The sequence below is a fragment of the Microtetraspora glauca genome, assembly GCF_040656155.1.
Lineage (GTDB): Bacteria > Actinomycetota > Actinomycetes > Streptosporangiales > Streptosporangiaceae > Microtetraspora > Microtetraspora glauca.
Genome location: NZ_JBFALK010000002.1, coordinates 195,181 through 211,825, shown reverse-complemented (window position 1 = coordinate 211,825; position 16,645 = coordinate 195,181). Strand labels below are relative to the sequence as shown.

Sequence of the window (16,645 nt, the reverse complement as noted above, 5' to 3'; positions counted from 1 at the left end):
TCTCCGCTCATGCCCGCCCGCGTCGCCCCGACCGCGGGAACGGCCCCGCACGGCGTCAGGGTGCCGCACGGCGTGAACGGTGCCGCCGGATCTCCCCGGCGGCACCCACGCTCAGCTGCTGCTACTGCTGCTGCACGCGATGCTGCACGAGCAGAGAGCGCACCCGGAGGCTCCGCCCTCGACCAGGCCGTGTCCGGCCGTCAGCGACTCGATCGTGAGACCGCTGTCGGCCAGTTCGAACACGTCCATCGGCAGATTCTCGAGATCGAAGTCGAGCGCCTTGGAAGCACCCATTCCGGTTCCCCTTTCGTAGCCGGCTGCCAACGACCTGGATCGTGACCCGGCGTACTCAAGCTCCGCTCAACCCCCGCTGAACGCGGACCCCCACCTGGAAGGGCGCTTCTCGTGTCGATCAACCGGCATGACGGCGCCGCGGGCGGCTTCGTCCATTCGGTCAACGACGAGGTGGTCCTGCGGTTTACGCCGTTGGCGCGACGGCGTCGGAAGGGCGCCGACCCCGAGCGGTGGAAGGCCGTGATGAAGAAGGTCGGCCTGTGGCGTCACACGTCCGATCCTCCGATCTGTGCGCGTTCGCCCTGGCCGAGAAGATCATCGGTGTCGCCCTCTCCGAGGACGTGCTCGGCATGCGGTTCCTCGTCGCGAGGACCGTCGCGGACGAGCACCGACCGTTCTTTTTGGTGCGCGTATGCCCTCTCACCTGCGCATACGACGAGCGGGCCCGACCGATCAGAATTTTCTTTTCCGAAAGGCCGCCGGGATGTCGAGAATGGGACCACGTGCTTCGACCTGTGGGTGAAAGTGTCGAGGAACGTGAGGAGCGAGACATGAAATACATGCTGCTGATGCAGTTCAGCGAGCAGACCGACCTTCCGCCGATCCACACCTGGCCCCCGGAGGACGTCAAGGCCCACATCGAGTTCATGCAGGCCACGAACAGCAAGTTCGTCGCGGACGGCGTGTTCGTGGACGCCCAGGGACTGGCGGGTCCGGACCAGGCCAGGATCGTGCGGGCCGGCGACAACGCCCCCGTGGTCACCGACGGCCCCTTCCCCGAGACGAAGGAGTTCCTGGTCGGCTACTGGATCGTCGACTGCGAGAGCCCGGAGCGGGCGGTCGACCTCGCCGCGTACGTCTCGGCCGCGCCCGGCCCCGGCGGCAAGCCGCTGAACATGCCGATCGAGGTCCGCCAGGTGATGTCGGGCCCGCCTGAGGAGCTGTGACCCCTGGCTAGCCCCACCGTCGACGACCTGCTGCGCGAACTGGCGCCGCAGGTCGTCGGTGTGCTCACCCGCCGTTTCGGGGACTTCGACGCCGCCGAGGACGCCGTACAGGAGTCGATGCTGGACGCCGTGGCCCAGTGGCCGGAACAAGGCGTTCCCGACAATCCACGGGGCTGGCTCATCCAGGTCGCCCACCGCCGGATGGCCGATCAGGTGCGCAACGAGCAGGCGCGCCGCCGCCGGGAGGAACTGGTGGCCGCGCAGGCGCCCCCGGAACGGCGTACCGCCCCACCGGCCGAGGACGCACGCGAGGCGGAACGGGACGACACGCTGATCATGTTGTTCCTGTGCTGCCATCCCGCGCTGACCTCGGCCTCCGCGATCGCCCTCACCCTCAGGTCCGTGGGCGGCCTCACCACCGCCGAGATCGCCAAGGCGTTCATGGTGCCCGAGGCGACGATGGCCCAGCGGATCAGCCGGGCCAAGCAGCGCATCAAGGCGTCCGGCGTCCCGTTCCGGATGCCGGACCCCCAGGACCGGGCGAAGCGGCTCGGCTCGGTACTGCACGTGCTGTACCTGATCTTCAACGAGGGCTACGCCAGCAGCGTCGGTCCCGACCTGCACCGCGTGGAGCTGTCCCGCGAAGCCATCCGGCTGACCAGGATGGCCCACCACCTCCTGCCCGACGACTGCGAGGTGGCCGGCCTTCTCGCGCTGATGCTGCTCACCGACGCCCGGCGCCCCGCGCGGACCGACGCGGCAGGCACCCCCATCCCGCTCACGGAACAGGACCGGAGCCTCTGGGACGGCCAGGCCATCGCCGAGGGGATCGCACTCGTCACCCGCACTCTGGCCAGGGGCGCCGTCGGGCCGTACCAGCTGCAGGCGGCGATCGCCGCGCTCCACGACGAGGCGGCGACGGCCGAGGAGACCGACTGGCCGCAGATCCTGGCGCTGTACGGCCTGCTGGAGCGGATGTCCGACAACCCCGTGGTCACGCTCAACCGCGCCGTCGCCGCCGCCATGGTGCACGGCGCCGCGGCCGGCCTCGACATGCTCAGGGCGCTCGACGGCGACGGCCGCCTCACGGGGAACCACCGCTTCTACGCCGCACGGGCCCACCTACTGGAGATGGCCGGCGACCGCCGAGCCGCCGTCGAGGACTACCGCGCGGCGGCCGGCCGGACGACCAGCATCCCCGAACGCGACTACCTGACCACCCGCGCCGCCCAGCTCGCCCGCGACGCCGCCGCCAGCGGATCCCCTTGAGCAGGTGACACCCGCCCCCGCTTCGGCGATCGCAGACCGATCAGCGATCAGTGGGCCATGCTGACGGAGGTGGGGATGCTCCAGGGACCGCAGTCGGAACTGAAGGTGCCGCGATCACAGCTTGTCGGGGTAGCCGAACTCCTTGGTGACCGGGCGGCCGTAGACGCTGTTCTCACCGCCGTTGGAGCGCCACAGGCCGCCGATGAGGCTCCCGTTCGGCGCCACCTGGGAGGGGTCGCAGGCGGCCTACTGTCCGGACGGGCGCACCAGTCCCGTCTCGTACGCGAAGACCGCGGCCTGGGTCCGGTCACGTAGGCCCAGTTTGACCAGGATGCGGCTCACGTGTGTCTTCACTGTCTGTTCCGCCACCACCAGCCGCTCAGCGATCTCCGCATTGGACAGGCCCTGCGCGATCAGGGACAACACCTCGGACTCGCGTTCCGTCAGGTCGCCGACGCGCTCCTTGAGCGGGGCGCGGGGGGCACCGGTCATCCGCGAGAACTCGGCGATGAGGCGCTTGGTGATGTTCGGGGCGAGCAGGGCGTCGCCTGCCGCCACCACCCGTACCGCCTGGGCGAGGTCGGCGGCCGAGGCGTCCTTCAGCAGGAAACCGGACGCCCCAGCGCGCAGCGCCTCGTACACGTACTCGTCGAGGTCGAAGGTGGTCAGGACGAGGACCTTGACGGCGGTGCCGGCCGGGTCCGTGATGCGGCGGGTCGCCTCGATGCCGCCGAGTCGAGGCATCCGGATGTCCATCAGGACAACGTCGGGCGCGAGTTCGGCGACCTTGGTGACGGCGTCGAGGCCGTCCACGGCCTGGCCGACGACCTCGATGCCGGGTTCGGCGTTGAGCAGTACCGTGAAGCCTTGGCGGACCATTATCTGGTCGTCGGCGATCAGTACGCGGATGTTCCTCATGGGGAGTCCTCAACCGGGGTCGGCGGGCAGTTTGGAAGGGGTGGCGGGCATGATCGCGGTCACCTCGTAGCCTCCGTCGGGTGTGGGACCGACGGCCAGTTCGCCGCCCAGCATGGCCGTGCGTTCACGCATGCCCAACAGTCCGTGTCCGGCGACCGGGGAGGACGGCGCGGGCTCGTCCGGCGCAGTGTTGGTGACCCGGATGGTGAGGGCGTCCGGCTGGTACCCGATCTCCACCCGTGCCTCCGTTCCGGACGCATGCCGCATCACGTTGCTGAGCGCCTCCTGAACGATGCGGAACGCCGACAACTCGACGCCCGGTGACAGCGGACGCGCTTCACCGGTGGTCCGGGTGGTGACCGTCTGCCCGGCGTCGCGCACATTGCCGACCAGCTCGTCCAGCCGGTCGAGGGTGGGCTGCGGGGTGTGCCGCGCCCCTTCCGACTGGGGGTCCTCCGACCGCAGCACACCCAGCACCCGGCGCAGCTCGGTCAGCGCCTCCACCGCGTTCTCACGGATCCCCGCGAGGTTCTCCTTCAACTCCTCGGGCGGGTCCTCGACCAGGTGCGGAGCGACCTGCGCCTGGATGGAGATCAACGACATGTGGTGGGCGAGCACATCGTGCAGTTCGCGGGCGATCCGGTTGCGCTCCTCCAACAGGGTGCGCCGGGCCCGCTCCTCGGCGGTGAGCTCCTCCTGGATGACCAGTTCCGTACGGGCCACCCGGCTGCCGCGCAGCGCGGCGCCGACCACCACCACGGCGGTGAGGATCGCGGCGGCGACACCGGCGTCGTAGTTGTGCGGCCCGGACACGAACGCGCCGCAGGCCAGTCCCGCCAGGATACTGATCGTCAGCGCCTCGACCGCGGCCCGGGGGCGGACCCTCAAGGCCAGCAGGAGCAGCACCCCGGCCTGCAGCGCGAGCCCGGGGCCGGTCCATGGGAACAACCCGTCTGGGGTGCGCGGCTCCCCGACCACCGCGATGATGACCATGGCGATCGTCACCGCCCACCACGCCGGCACCGGCCGGAAGAGCGCGAGGACGAGCGCCACCCCCTGGAGCCCGCCGAGCAGCACGGCGTACGACGTGTCCAGCCCGTAGAGCGAGACGAGCTGGTTGACGGCCGGGATGACGATGGACGCCGCGGTCATCACCAGCAGCATCACGAACGCCGGCATCCAATCCAGCCAGCTGGGCCGCCCCGTACGCGGTAGCGGGTCGTTCGCCGTCGTCCACAGGTCGTCGCGCAGGTTACGCGGCACCGCCCGCAATGCCGCCACCAGCCGCGTCTTGGCGCCCATCTCCTCCTTTTGCACGGGAATCACCCTAAGCACGCCGCACCCCCAGCTCCCGGGCGGCCCGACGCTCGCGTTCGGCGCCGCCGGGACGCCCACGCTCGTGGGCGTGGAACGCGGCCCAGCACACCAGCAGGGCCAGCATGAAAGCCGGTAGCCAGGCCAGCCGGGCGAGTAGCCAGCCGTAGCCGTCGGGGACGGTGTGCAGGCCGGGCAGGGGCCTGTCCGCGAGCAGGCCGAGCGCGGTCACCGCCATCATGGCGGTCTGGTGCCAGAGGAAGATCGTCATCGCGGACAGGTTGACCATGGCCACGACCGCCCAGACGGCGGGGCGGCGCAACATCCGCCGCAGCGGCCCGGCCAGCAGCAGCGCCGCACCGCACTGGGCCAGCCCGAAGGTGACGGCGGCGAGGGTGGGCGGATTGAGGTTGGAGACGGCGGCGCCGGGCACCCCGACCATGGCGGCCGGATAGCCCGCCCACAGGACGAGCGCGGAGGTGGCTGCGGCGCCGCCGAGGAGTAGCGCCCATCCGGCCCCGCGACCCCGCGGCCCGCGCAGCCTGTGCGGGCCGCGCAGCGCTCCTCGACCGGGCAGACCGCGCAGGTCGCCGCGCCCGTTCAGGTCGCCGCGCCCGCGCAGGTCGCCGCGCCCGTTCAGGTCGTTCCGGGCCCAGGCCGCGCCCAGGCAGTACGGCACCAGCCACCCCGCCACGACATTGATCCAGCCGAGCCAGGTGGGCCCGCCCAGCCCGAACCGGGCCAGGTCCACCAGCGCGACGACGGCGAGTGGCCACAGCGGACGCAACCGGACCGCCAGCGGGGTCACCGCCGTCAACACCGCGAAGACCAGCAGGAACCACAACGGGGAGTACACCAGCTTGACGAACACCCGCACGGTCTCCAGACCGGCCCCGGAGGCGAGCATCGCCACCGCCGCCACGCTCCAGACCACCAGCACGGCCGCGACCGGTCGCGACAGGCGGGTCAGCCGCCCACCCAGCCACCGTCCGTAACTCACCCCTCGACCGCGCGCCGAGGCGTACCCCCTCGCCCCCGTCCGCCCGCCCACCAGGAAGAACACCGCCAGCGTCTGGAACACCCAGGACAGCGGAGCAAGCTGGGGCAGGTACCGCAGCGGGCTCGCCCCGTGCACCGCGCCACTGTCGACCACCAGGCCGGTCACCAGCCAATGACCCACCACCACACCACCGATGGCCAGGCCACGCAGCGCGTCCACCGCACGGTCGCGCCCGGCGGGAGTCACCGCGTCGATCCGCGCGACCAGACCGCGTAGCACCTCCACCGCACGGCCACGCCCGGCGGGAACCGCGCCCCTCCACACGACCAGGTCACGCGGCACGACCCACCCCCGACGGGAGCTGCCCGCGCACGATCCTGGCGATGTTCACCAGCGCCGGTGACCCCGCCCTCAGGTAGTCGCTGTGCCCCCCGTCACCCGCCGCGAACACCCGCGCACCGAACTCCGCGGACACCGGATCGGCCCCCAACCCGACCGTGACGAAGCCAAGCCCCACCTGGACATGCGGCACTCCCGCGATCCAGTCCCCGGCCCCCCGACCGGCCCACACGCTCGCCCGCGTACCCAACGCGGCGACACTGCCGACCCCCATCCCGGCACTGCCGTACACGACGATGTCCGCCACATCCAACCCCGGCGCCGCCCGGCCGCAGACCGCACTCCCGTAGGAGTGGCACAACAACGACACCCGCGCACCGGGCCGGGCCGCCCGCAACTCCCGCACGAACCCACGCAGCCCCGCGGCCGCCTCCTCCGCACGACCCGACGTCAACGCCTGAAGACTCACCGTGCTGGGCGTGCGATACCCCAGCCACGCGATCACCGCCGACCCCGCACCGAGCTCGCGCAGCAGCCGCAACGCACCACCACGCAGCAGCCCGTACTTGTCGAGATTGGTGCCGGAGCCGGGAACCAGCACGGCGACCCGCTCCGCCACCGACAGGTCACCGTAGACCTCGACCGTACGCCCCCCGTCACGGCCGTCGAAGGACAGGAACTGCCGCCCCGGATCGGCCATGCCCCGCAGCATCGCGGCCCGCCACCGGTCACCGTGACCGGCGGCCACCCGCTCAGCCGCCCGAATGGCCGCACGCCCGGCCGCGTACCGCCCGGCCAGCGCCGCGAACGTCACCACCCGCAAGGGAACCGAGGCGGCGGAGACGGCGGGGACAGGCGCGGGAACAGCCGCGGAACAGGCCGCACCCGACACCGGCACCGCCACCGCCCCGGCGACGAACGCGGCCAGCAGCGTACGGCGCAGGCGACTCCCGCGCAGGTTGGGCACCATGGGGGATGGTCCTTCCGTAGTGGATCTCTTTCACGCCTCGGGTACCGAAGCTATGGATCACCCCTCGTGGTCGGCGTCCTGCCAGGGAATGCACTTCTCGCGTAGCTCTGAAGTACTACGGGTAGGGGTGCCGGGTCTGGTCGGTCGCTCGCGTCGACATCCTGATCAGCGCACACCCGTGGAAAAGTCGACGCCGCTTCGCCGACGCCCGCGCTCTGAAGGCTTACGCCGGTTCAGCGCCCATCGCCCGCGCCTCCGGCGAGAACCTGTTCGTCCACCATGGCAAGGAGGTCAAAGACCAGCGCCCGGCCGCCGACGGCCATGTGTGAGGCGTCGCCTCCCTACGAGCACCCGGCCCCCGAGCACACGACGACCGCCGCCCACCGGCCCATCGTCAATCGATGCGACTCAGCCACGCGTCCTGAGCGTCGGCCAACCGCCCTGCCAGCGGCATCGGGACGAAGCGGCACGCGAACTCGAGACCGGCGTCCTCGCCGTCACCGCGAACGTGGTGGTGCCATGCATCGGCGCCATCTGTGTGGACCGTGAGCTGGAAGAACGTCGTCCGCCGCGGCTGCCCGGTATCGGGGTGAGGACTGTCATCCACCGCGATGGGTCGGACGATGGAGACGTCGGTCAAGCCGGTCTCCTCTACGACTTCTCGCAGGACGGCCTGTTCCAGGCTTTCATGTGGCAGGACCCCTCCCGCCGGCACTTGAGTGCCGGAGTCGGGCATTCCGACGTGATCGAAGACCAGGAGCTCCGGGACGGATCGGTAACGGATCACGTAGGCGGCGACGCGGATTCGCGGACGAGACATCCCTCGATCAATCCCGAATGATCTTGAAGGCATTCGCGTCCAGTGCGCCTCGCTCGCAGCGCGACGGCATATCAGGCTCGGGAGCCGTAGGCCGGGCCGAACACGACCAGCAGTGCCAGATTCTCAGAGATGTCCACGAAGCGGTGCTCCTCACCTGCCGGGACGAAGATCACCGCTCCGGGGCCGACCTCCGCCTCACCGCTCGCCGCCACGATCCGGGCTCGCCCCGCGGTCACCACGTAGATCTCGTCCTCGGTGTGGGGCCTCTGGTTGTCGACCCCGCCCGCCGGGATGCAGTACGTCCCGACGGACAGCTCGGGCACCCTGAGTTGCTCGGCCCAGTCGTTGGCGGCTCCGGCGGCGGGCTGCGCCCACTCTCCCGCCCCCTTGATGATCTCCATGACGGCCAGCGTACTGTCAGCCCGGCCCCCGGGGGCGCCGGCAGTGGTATCGCGATCCCAGATCGGGCCGGCGGGTCGCGGCACATGGGACGTTCGTTGCGGGCGCGGCCGGGTGGCGGGGGAGGCCGGCCAAGGTGGTCCCGTTGGAGGTGACCAGCACGCGGATGTCCACGGCCCCGCCCTCCCGTCCGCTCACGCGGTTCGGGCCGGCCGGAGCAGGAAGGGCCGCGGCCGTCGCGGCCACCGGCACGAGATCAGTCACGACGACCTCCAGTTCGACGAATCCGCGAATCTCACCTGCGCAGGAGCGTGACCAGGCGGAGCCCGGCGAACACGCCCATGGCCAGATGTCCCGCGACGAGCACGACCTGGAACACCCTCTGGGCGGCGGTGAGGTCGGCGGCGTAGCCGCCGTCGGAGAACCCGGACAGGAAAGCCAGGATCCCGGCGATCATCAGCAGGACGGCGGCCGGAGCGGCGACGGCGCGGCGCCGCCGGCTCACGGCGAAGGCGAGGACCACCTGGGCGATCATCATCGGGATCGGCGCCGACAGCCGCGCCTGCGGCCCGAGGGCGTCCAGGAAGGTGGGGCTGAGCCCGGCCGACAGCGATATCAGCGCGCCCGCCACGTCCATGACGAGCAGGATGCCGACGGTGGCGACGACGGCGCGGGCGAAGGGGCGGCCGGCGGACGCGGACGTGGCCGGCGGGGTCAGGGAAGGGGACGGTACCGATGACATGGGTTCTCCTCGAAGGGTCGGATCCCGGCGGAGGACGGCCGTGTACGAACACGGACGGTTCGTCCAGGGACTCGGGGACGGCGGGCACGGACGGTTCAGGCCGCCCGTCGTGCGCGGGCCGCCGCGACGACCTTCCGCAGGAGGTGTCTCGGTGGCGGCTCTTCGAGCATCCAGGCCGGGACGATCGGGCGTCGTGAGGCACCGGTCCCGACGTCGACGGGACATCTCGTCCCGTGACGTCGGGACTCGCGGATGGCACCATCACCTTCGTGGCGGACAGAACGGCCTGGCGCGTGGTCGTCCCGGTGACCGTGTTGGTGCTCCTGGTGGCGATGGCGCTCATCGTCGAGCCCCGGCTGCGGCATATCGGGGTGACGGGGATAGTGGAGCGTTTCGACGCCTTCCGATGCGTGGCCGGCTTGGCGTTCGGCGTGCCCGGCGTGCTCGTGGTGGCGCAGCGGCCGGCGAGCCGGGTCGGGTGGCTCATGGTCGTCGTCGGTGCGGCCCAGGCCATGGGCGTCGCCCTCGGGGCGTACGGGCTGCTGGGTATCAACGACGGCGGGCTGCCCGGCGACGACTGGGCGATGTGGGTGTCGAACTGGGTCTGGGTGCCGGCCTACCTCGCCGTGCCGACCGTCCTGTTGCTGTTCTTTCCTGATGGGCGGCTGCCCTCGCCTCGATGGCGGCCGGCGTTGGCGGCCGCCGTCGCCGGGATCGCGGTGGCCACGCTCGACTGGATCCTCCAGCCGGTGACCCTGATGGGCGAGGTCGGCCGGATGTATCCCCCTGGCTACAAGGGAGTCTTCGCGCACCTCACCGGAGTCCCCCCGGCGGTCCGCGTGGCCGGGACCGTGTGCTCGCTCATCGCCGTGATGGCGGCCCTCGCCTCGCTGGTGGTGCGCTACCGGCGATCCGATGAGCAGATGCGCCGTCGGTTGCAGTGGGTTGTGGCCGGGGCCCTGTTGACGGTGAGCATGCTCGGCCTGGCCCTGATGGTCCCCTGGGGGGCGCCGATCGTCGCCCTGGCCTGCGTGCCGCTGCCGGCGGGGGTGGCCGTGGCCGTGGTGGCCCACCGACTGTGGGATCTCGACCTGCTGCTGTCGCGCGCGCTGGCCTTCAGCGCCGTGAGCGTGCTGCTGCTGGCGGGCTACGCGCTGATCGCCTTCACGCTGGGTGGTGTCCTGGGAGCCGGAGCATCGGCGGTCCTGGTGGCGCTCGCGGTGCACCCGCTGTACCTGCGGGCCGGCGCGGCCGCCAACCGTCTGGTCTACGGCGACCGGGACGACCCGGCCAGGGCGCTGCGCCGTCTGGGGGCGCGGCTGTCGGACGCGGGCGCCCCCGGAGACCTGCTGGAGCGGATGGCCGCCGAGGTCGGCCGCCTCCTGCGGGTGCCGTACGTCACGGTCGAGGAGCAGGGAACGGTCGTGGCCTCCTGGGGCGCCCGCGGCGCGGTCGCTGAGCGCGTCCCTCTGCACCACCGCGGCCACGACGTCGGCACGCTGGTGGTCGGCGAGCGGCTGCGCCCCAGGGACCGGGCGTTGCTGGCGGAACTGGCCCCCCATGTGGCGGTGGCCGTCCACGCCCATCATCTCGGCGCCGACCTGGAACGCTCACACGCCCGGCTGCTGGCCGCCCGGCAGGAGGAGCGCGACCGGCTGCGGTACGAGTTGCACGACGGGGTGGGCCCCACCCTCGCCGCCCTCGCCCTGCAGATGGATCGCGGGCGGCGCCTGGTGGACACCGATCCCGGAAAGGCCAAGGAGATCATGGACGATCTGTCCGCCCGGATCCGGGCCACCGTCGGCAACATCCGGGCCATCGTCAATGACCTGCCGCCACCCCCTCTGGACGACCTCGGGCTCGCGGGCGCGCTCGCCGAGCTGGGAAAGGGGTTCGCCGGCCACCTGGCCGTCGAGGTCGAGGCCGACCTGCCGGACCTGCCGGCGCCGATCGAACTGGCCACCTACCGGATCGCCGCCGAAGCCCTGACCAACGCCGCACGCCACGCCCAGGCCTCCCACTGCACCGTCCGCGTGCGCGCCCGCGCCACCCTGGAGCTGCACATCGACGACGACGGAGTGGGGCTCTCCTCCCTCGGATCCGCCCCGGGGCAGGGGGTCGGCCTGACCTCCATGCGGCGCAGGTCCGAGGAGCTGGGCGGAACCTTCGAGCTGCGCAGCGGCGACGGGACGGGCACCCACCTGATAATCCGGCTCCCCCTGGCGACCTCATGATCCGCATCATCGTGGTCGAGGACCACCCGATCTTCGCCGACGGACTCCTGGCGCTGTTCCGCGACCTGCCCGAGGTGGAGGTCGTCGGCGTCGCCGCCACCGCCGAGGCCGCCATCGAACTGGTCGAGCGGAACGCCCCTGATGTGATCCTGATGGACCTGCAGCTGCCCGGGATGAGCGGTGTGGAGGCGACCGCCCATATCAGTGCCCGCCATCCCGCCGTGGCCGTGCTCGCCCTGACCATGCTGTCGGACGACGAGACCATCATCGCGGCCGTCCGGGCCGGTGCCCGCGGCTACCTCCTCAAGGAGGCACCACCGACCGAGATCATCCGATCGCTCCAGGCGGTGGCGGCCGGCCAGGTCGTCTTCGGCTCCTCCGCCGGCAGCCGGGTGCTGTCCGCCCTGTCCGCCGAGACCGTACGTCCCCGCCCGCTGCCCGAGCTGACCGACCGCGAACGGGAGGTACTCGACCTCGTCGCCGCCGGGCTCACCAACCACGCCATCGCACAGCGCCTGTTCCTCAGCGAGAAGACGATCCGCAACCACGTGTCGAACATCTTCGCCAAACTCGGCGTCTCCGGCCGCGCGGAGGCCGTCGCCCGGGCGCGCGACGCCGACCTCGGCGTCTGAGTCCTCACCGGGTGGCCGATTCCCCGTGCCGGGCGCCCTCGTCGTACGGCAGGGCGGCGCTGGGCGACCAGCGGTCTGATCTCGTCTTCCGCACCGGGACAGGAACCGCGCTCACCGCGCACAACGTCCGGCGCGACTTGGGCAAGGCGCTCGACGACGTCGGTCTGACCGGCATGGGATGGTCGCCGCGTGAGATGCCGCACAGCTTCGTGGCCGGCGCCCCGCAGGGCGCGGCAGAACCGCGGATCGACGCTCAAACGGCCGGCGACCGGCGCTGAACACGGTCGGCGTCCTCAGCACGGTTCTGGGTTTGGTAGAGCCGTAGCGCCTGACGCCACGCGCTGCGGGCCTGTTGCTGGTCACCGATCGTGGCGTGGACGTCTCCGAGGTGTTCCAGGGTGTTGGCTTCGTCGAAGGCGTTGCCGATCTCTTGGAGCAACCTGAGAGCTTCGTTGTAATAGCTCAGGGCTTGGTCGTACTGACCTGTGTGGTGGGCGATGTATCCCAGGCTGTCGAGCGTGTTGGCTTCTCCGTCGCGGTGCCGGTGGCGGCGGAACAGGGCCAGGGCGGCTTCGCAGTGGGCGAGGCCTTCGGTGTGCAGTCCGAGCCTGCTCGCGTACCAGCCCATGTCGTTGAGCGCGTCGGCTGTCCGCACAGGGTCGTCGAGGGCTCGGTAGCGGTGCAGGGCCTGGGTGGTGTGCTCCAGAGCCTGCCGAAGATCCTCCCGCTGCGCCCAGGACATCGCCAGACCTTGATGGATCTGGGCCTGGGCGGCGAGGTCCCCGGTGCGCTGGGCGAGGGTGAGCGCTTGCTGGAAGTGATCCATGGCCAGGCCATGCCGGCCCAGCCTGGCGCAGGCGTGGCCGAGGACCCGGTGAGCCAGCATCTGAGCCTCGGGATCGTCGAGATGGCGAGCGGCTTCCAGTCCCACCAGCCAGTCGTCGAACTGGTCCTGTATGGCTCCGCGCCGGAAGTGGAAGGTGTCCAGGCTCCAGGCAAGCTGCCATACCGCTTCGTGCCAGTTGTGCTTCGCGGCGAGGTGTTGGGTGGCCAGCAGACAGGCGTGTTCGTCGGCGAACCACGTCCAGGCGGCGGTGTGGTCGGCCGGCGGCCCCTGCCACCATCCAGGAGCGGGGTCGCCGAGCGTGATCGGTGTGCGATGCGGCGCGAGAAGCCGTTCGGCGGCGTAGGCGGTGTGCAGGTGGAAATCGACCAACCGCCGAAGCGCGGCCTGCCGAGCGGTCTCGGGCTGGTCCTCGCGGGCTTGTTCGGCGGCGTAGAGGCGGACCAGGTCGTGCATGCGCCACCGGCCCGGAGAGTGCTGATGGATCAGGGACATCCCTTCCAGTTCTCGCAGCGGTCCGCGTACTCGGGCGGGAGGGAGGCCGGTCAGGGCGGCGATGGCGCCGAGGCCGACGTCCGGGCCCGGCGCCAGGCCCAGCAGTCCGAATACCTCGGAGGCTCGCGTGGAGAGGCCGAGGTAGGAGGTGGTGAACACGGCGCGCAGGTTGGTCCGCAGGTCCCCGGAGTCCCACGCGTCCAGCCGGTCGGTGGTGTCCCGTAGTTCAACGGCGAGTTCGGCCAGCGGCAACTGCGGGCTGAGCACGGCACGGGCGGCGAGGACGGCCAGAGCCAGCGGTAGACCCGCGCAACAGGCCAGCAGGTAGGCCACGGCTTCCGGTTCCGCCGCCAACCGGTCGGCACCGAGTTGGTGGAGGAGTAGCTCGTGGGCCTCGGCGTCGTCGAGTGCGTCCAGAGCCACCGGCCGGGTGCCGTTGACCGCGGTCATTCCGGCCAGCTGATGGCGGCTGGTCACCACGACCGTACAGGTGGGGCTGCCGGGTAACAGGGGGGCGGCCTGGTCGGCGTCGCGGACGTTGTCCAGCACGATCAGCATCCGCCGTCCGGCCACCAGACTGCGGTAAAGGCCCACCTGCGCGTCCAGGTCTGTCGGCATCCCCTGGGGATCGACGCCGAGTGCCTCCAGGAAGCCGCGTACAGCGGTGGCCGGGGACGTCGGCTGCTCGATCGGATCGAAGCCCCGCAGATTGGCGAACAACTGTCCGTCGGGGAAGCGGTCGATGTTCTCGTGCGCCCAGCGCAGGGCCAGCCACGTCTTCCCGATGCCCCCGATCCCGCCGATGGAGGAGATCACCACCGTGCCTCCTGGCCGGCCGGATTCGTCCAATGCTCTGCTGAGCTGCCCGAGTTCGGCTCTTCGGCCGGTGAACCGGGCCGGCGGAGCCGGCAACTGACGCGGCACGATGCCAGGCGGCCCGGACGGTGTGGCCGGTGTGGAGGCAGGCGGTGTCGTCATGGGGTCGGCGGTCAGGATGCGGCGGTGCAGGTCCTGCAGTGACGGGCCGGGGTCGGCGCCGAGTTCCTCGACCAGGTGCAGCCGGATCCGCTGGTAGTGCTGCAGGGCCTCGGCCGGCTGGCCGCTGCGGTACAGGGCGAGCATGAGCTGGCCGGCCAGTCGCTCGTCCAGCGGATGGCGTGCCGCCCGTATCGTCAACGCGGGCACCAGTTCGGCGTGCCGCCCCGAACGGAGATGGACGTCGGTGAGGTCGAGTTCGGCGGCATGCCGCTGTTGGACCAGCCCTTCGCGCAGCGTGTTCAGCCAGGGGGTGTCCAGGTTGGCGAGGGCATCCCCGCGCCACAGGGCGAGCGCCTGCTCCAGCAGATGTCGGGCGTGGGGGTCGTCGGCGGTGCGGGCTGCTCCGACCCAGCGCTGGAACCTGTGCATATCGACCGTCACGGGATCGACGCTGATCACATAACCGCCGCTCTGCCGTGCGATCCGCACACCGTCGACCGCCTCCAGCATCCGCCGCAGGCGGGACAGATAGCTGTAGAGCGTGTCGCGACCATGCCGAGGCGGATGGTGGCCCCACACCCGGTCCAGGAGCTGGTCGATCGACACGCGCCGGCCGGCCTCGACCAGCAGTACCGCGAGTACGCACCGTTGGCGGTGATGCCCGAGTTCGACGCACCGGCCGTCCACGCGAACCTCCAGGTCACCCAGAAGTCGGAACTCCACCGGCACGCCACACCCCTATCTCTCGATCACCCGTGTGTAACGGTTCTGATCTGCCGATTCAAGGTTGTTCGCAAGGATTGTCCAGGTTCGGCCGCGCATCGTCGTCTACGAACCGGGATGCGGTCGTCGGATCCACTCCCCGGACCGAGGTGGCCGACTGTTGCCAACGAAGGAGATCCTATGAAGCGCACGTTGCTACGCCTGGCGGCCGCCATGTTGTTCGCCGTGTCCGCTACGGCCGGCGGGGTGGTCGTCGCATCGTCCGCGTCGGCCGATGCTCAGCACTGCTGCTGATGCGCACGCGGTGAAGAAAAGCGCCTTTGAGCGGGAAGCGCAGCAGGCGCCGAAGGTCCTGTCAGCTCCCCGTCAAAGGCACTTTTCCCGTTCAGGAACGGGGGCCGGCGGCAGCGGGACCACCGATGCCGCCGACTGCCATGATCGAGGGCGTGCGTATCAAGCCGGGACCCGGTGTCGCGCTCACCTTTAACAGGGCGCCTCCCTGCTGATGCCGATGGCCAGGTCCCGGCACAAGAAGCCGGAGAACGTCCGTCGCTGCTTCACACCATCCTCCGAGGCCATCGCCGAACTCCCGTCGCAGGGTGTTACGGACTCACCGCGTGATCATCGACGGAGTGCCGCGGCCAGAGTGGCATGGCGGGATTCGCAAGCGTACTCCCGCAGGCCCAGCGGACACCCGACGCCGGTGCCGCAGCAGGTACTCGGGACCTTCCCATCAGTGCCCCTGTCCGCGTCGGTCTCACTCGCCGGTGTATACAAGACGAACATGACAGCGGATACCTTTACGGATTCGACAGCATTCCTCGCCTCCAAGGGCGCCGCCGAGATCCCTCACCCCGGCGGCACGCTCCTGGAGCACCTGCACCGCGTCGCTGCCCAACTCAAGGACTGGGACGCGTCTGAAGAGGTGCGACTCGCCGGCCTGTGTCACGCGGCCTACGGGACAGACGGCTTCGACCACCGGCTCCTCGAGCTCGCCGATCGGGCCGCGCTGGCCGAGGTGATCGGGGCGCCGGCCGAGGCGCTGGTGTATCTCTACGCCTCCTGTGACCGCGCGGCCACCTATCCCACCCTGCGCTTCGTAGACCGCTTCACGAGCCGGCCGGTTGACTCCTCCGACGCCGAACTCCGGGCGTTCATCCTGATCACGGCCGCGAACGAGATCGATGTCGCACGGCACAACGCGGACATCCGCGCGAAACACGGGGCCGCGCTTCACGCGTTCTTCGCCCGTAACCGGGACCTCCTGCCACCGGTCGCCTGGGAGGCCGTCAAGGAGACCTTCGCCGTCCACATTGCGAGCCTCGATCATCTAGTCCTGACCGTGGCCGACATCCCCCAGACGATCGACTTCTATCGGGACGCCCTCGGAATGGAGCCGGTGACCTTCGGCGGCGGCCGCCACGCGCTCGCTTTCGGTTCCAGCAAGATCAACCTGCACCAGGCCGGGCACGAGATCCGGCCGCACGCCCTCCATCCCGTGCCGGGCAGCGCCGACCTCTGCCTGATCACCCACTCGCCCCTGGATCAGGTGGCCGCTCATCTGACCGCCGCGGGCGTACCGATCGAAGAAGGTCCGGTTCCCAGGACCGGCGCGCTCGGCCCGATCACCAGCCTGTACATCCGGGACCCGGACCACAACCTCATCGAGATCTCCAACTACGACTGACGAAGTATCCCTGGTTCAACCTTGGACAGCCGTACCGCGA

The 16,645-nt window shown here is 70.7% G+C and carries 15 protein-coding genes; 6 read left to right on the top strand and 9 right to left on the bottom strand.

What is annotated here, in order from left to right; genetic code table 11:
* Positions 1–111: 111 nt before the first annotated feature.
* Positions 112–294, bottom strand: coding sequence for a thiomuracin/GE37468 family thiazolyl RiPP peptide (locus AB0I59_RS04190; protein WP_061257447.1), 183 nt, complete (start codon positions 292–294; stop codon positions 112–114).
* A gap of 551 nt (positions 295–845) precedes the next feature.
* On the opposite strand from AB0I59_RS04190, the gene AB0I59_RS04185 reads away from it, so the two are divergent.
* Positions 846–1,241 (top strand): YciI family protein, encoded by a 396-nt coding sequence (locus tag AB0I59_RS04185; RefSeq protein ID WP_061257533.1) that lies wholly within the window; start codon positions 846–848, stop codon positions 1,239–1,241.
* A gap of 3 nt (positions 1,242–1,244) precedes the next feature.
* The gene (locus AB0I59_RS04180) at positions 1,245–2,510 is read left to right on the top strand and encodes an RNA polymerase sigma factor (RefSeq protein ID WP_358130594.1); all 1,266 of its coding nucleotides are present in this window, start codon (positions 1,245–1,247) and stop codon (positions 2,508–2,510) included.
* 246 nt (positions 2,511–2,756) lie between these two features.
* Here AB0I59_RS04180 and AB0I59_RS04175 read toward each other — a convergent pair whose 3' ends face one another.
* The 7 genes from AB0I59_RS04175 to AB0I59_RS04145 all read right to left on the bottom strand — a co-directional run bounded on the left by AB0I59_RS04175 (position 2,757) and on the right by AB0I59_RS04145 (position 9,012).
* Complete coding sequence (locus AB0I59_RS04175; RefSeq protein ID WP_061257445.1) at positions 2,757–3,428, bottom strand: response regulator; 672 nt, start codon at positions 3,426–3,428, stop codon at positions 2,757–2,759.
* A gap of 9 nt (positions 3,429–3,437) precedes the next feature.
* Complete coding sequence (locus AB0I59_RS04170) at positions 3,438–4,745, bottom strand: sensor histidine kinase (RefSeq protein ID WP_358129840.1); 1,308 nt, start codon at positions 4,743–4,745, stop codon at positions 3,438–3,440.
* 10 nt (positions 4,746–4,755) lie between these two features.
* On the bottom strand, positions 4,756–6,084 hold the full coding sequence (locus AB0I59_RS04165) for an acyltransferase family protein (RefSeq protein ID WP_358129837.1): 1,329 nt from the start codon (positions 6,082–6,084) through the stop codon (positions 4,756–4,758).
* The gene (locus tag AB0I59_RS04160) at positions 6,074–7,051 is read right to left on the bottom strand and encodes an alpha/beta hydrolase (protein ID WP_358129834.1); all 978 of its coding nucleotides are present in this window, start codon (positions 7,049–7,051) and stop codon (positions 6,074–6,076) included. The genes AB0I59_RS04165 and AB0I59_RS04160 overlap by 11 nt, the downstream gene beginning before the upstream one ends.
* Before the next feature lie 394 nt (positions 7,052–7,445).
* Positions 7,446–7,871: an NUDIX hydrolase gene (locus tag AB0I59_RS04155; protein ID WP_061257443.1), complete on the bottom strand. Its 426-nt coding sequence runs from the start codon at positions 7,869–7,871 to the stop codon at positions 7,446–7,448.
* 71 nt (positions 7,872–7,942) lie between these two features.
* On the bottom strand, positions 7,943–8,272 hold the full coding sequence (locus tag AB0I59_RS04150; RefSeq protein WP_061257442.1) for a cupin domain-containing protein: 330 nt from the start codon (positions 8,270–8,272) through the stop codon (positions 7,943–7,945).
* A 293-nt stretch (positions 8,273–8,565) separates the two neighbouring features.
* Positions 8,566–9,012 (bottom strand): hypothetical protein, encoded by a 447-nt coding sequence (locus tag AB0I59_RS04145; protein WP_061257441.1) that lies wholly within the window; start codon positions 9,010–9,012, stop codon positions 8,566–8,568.
* Positions 9,013–9,281: 269 nt separating this feature from the next.
* Here AB0I59_RS04145 and AB0I59_RS04140 point away from each other — a divergent pair, with 269 nt between their 5' ends.
* The 3 genes from AB0I59_RS04140 to AB0I59_RS04130 are packed head-to-tail and all read left to right on the top strand — an operon-like array spanning position 9,282 to position 12,156.
* A complete protein-coding gene (locus tag AB0I59_RS04140) occupies positions 9,282–11,246 on the top strand; it encodes a sensor histidine kinase (RefSeq protein ID WP_358129830.1) in 1,965 nt (654 codons plus the stop codon).
* Positions 11,243–11,878, top strand: a complete 636-nt coding sequence (locus tag AB0I59_RS04135) for a response regulator (RefSeq protein ID WP_358129827.1) — start codon at positions 11,243–11,245, stop codon at positions 11,876–11,878. The genes AB0I59_RS04140 and AB0I59_RS04135 overlap by 4 nt, the downstream gene beginning before the upstream one ends.
* Before the next feature lie 11 nt (positions 11,879–11,889).
* A complete protein-coding gene (locus tag AB0I59_RS04130; protein ID WP_358129824.1) occupies positions 11,890–12,156 on the top strand; it encodes a hypothetical protein in 267 nt (88 codons plus the stop codon).
* Here AB0I59_RS04130 and AB0I59_RS04125 read toward each other — a convergent pair.
* Entirely contained in the window at positions 12,132–14,918 is a 2,787-nt protein-coding gene (locus AB0I59_RS04125; RefSeq protein ID WP_358129821.1) for an AfsR/SARP family transcriptional regulator, read from the bottom strand. The genes AB0I59_RS04130 and AB0I59_RS04125 overlap by 25 nt on opposite strands.
* A 784-nt stretch (positions 14,919–15,702) precedes the next feature.
* On the opposite strand from AB0I59_RS04125, the gene AB0I59_RS04120 reads away from it, so the two are divergent.
* On the top strand, positions 15,703–16,605 hold the full coding sequence (locus AB0I59_RS04120) for a VOC family protein (RefSeq protein WP_358129818.1): 903 nt from the start codon (positions 15,703–15,705) through the stop codon (positions 16,603–16,605).
* Positions 16,606–16,645 lie beyond the last annotated feature (40 nt).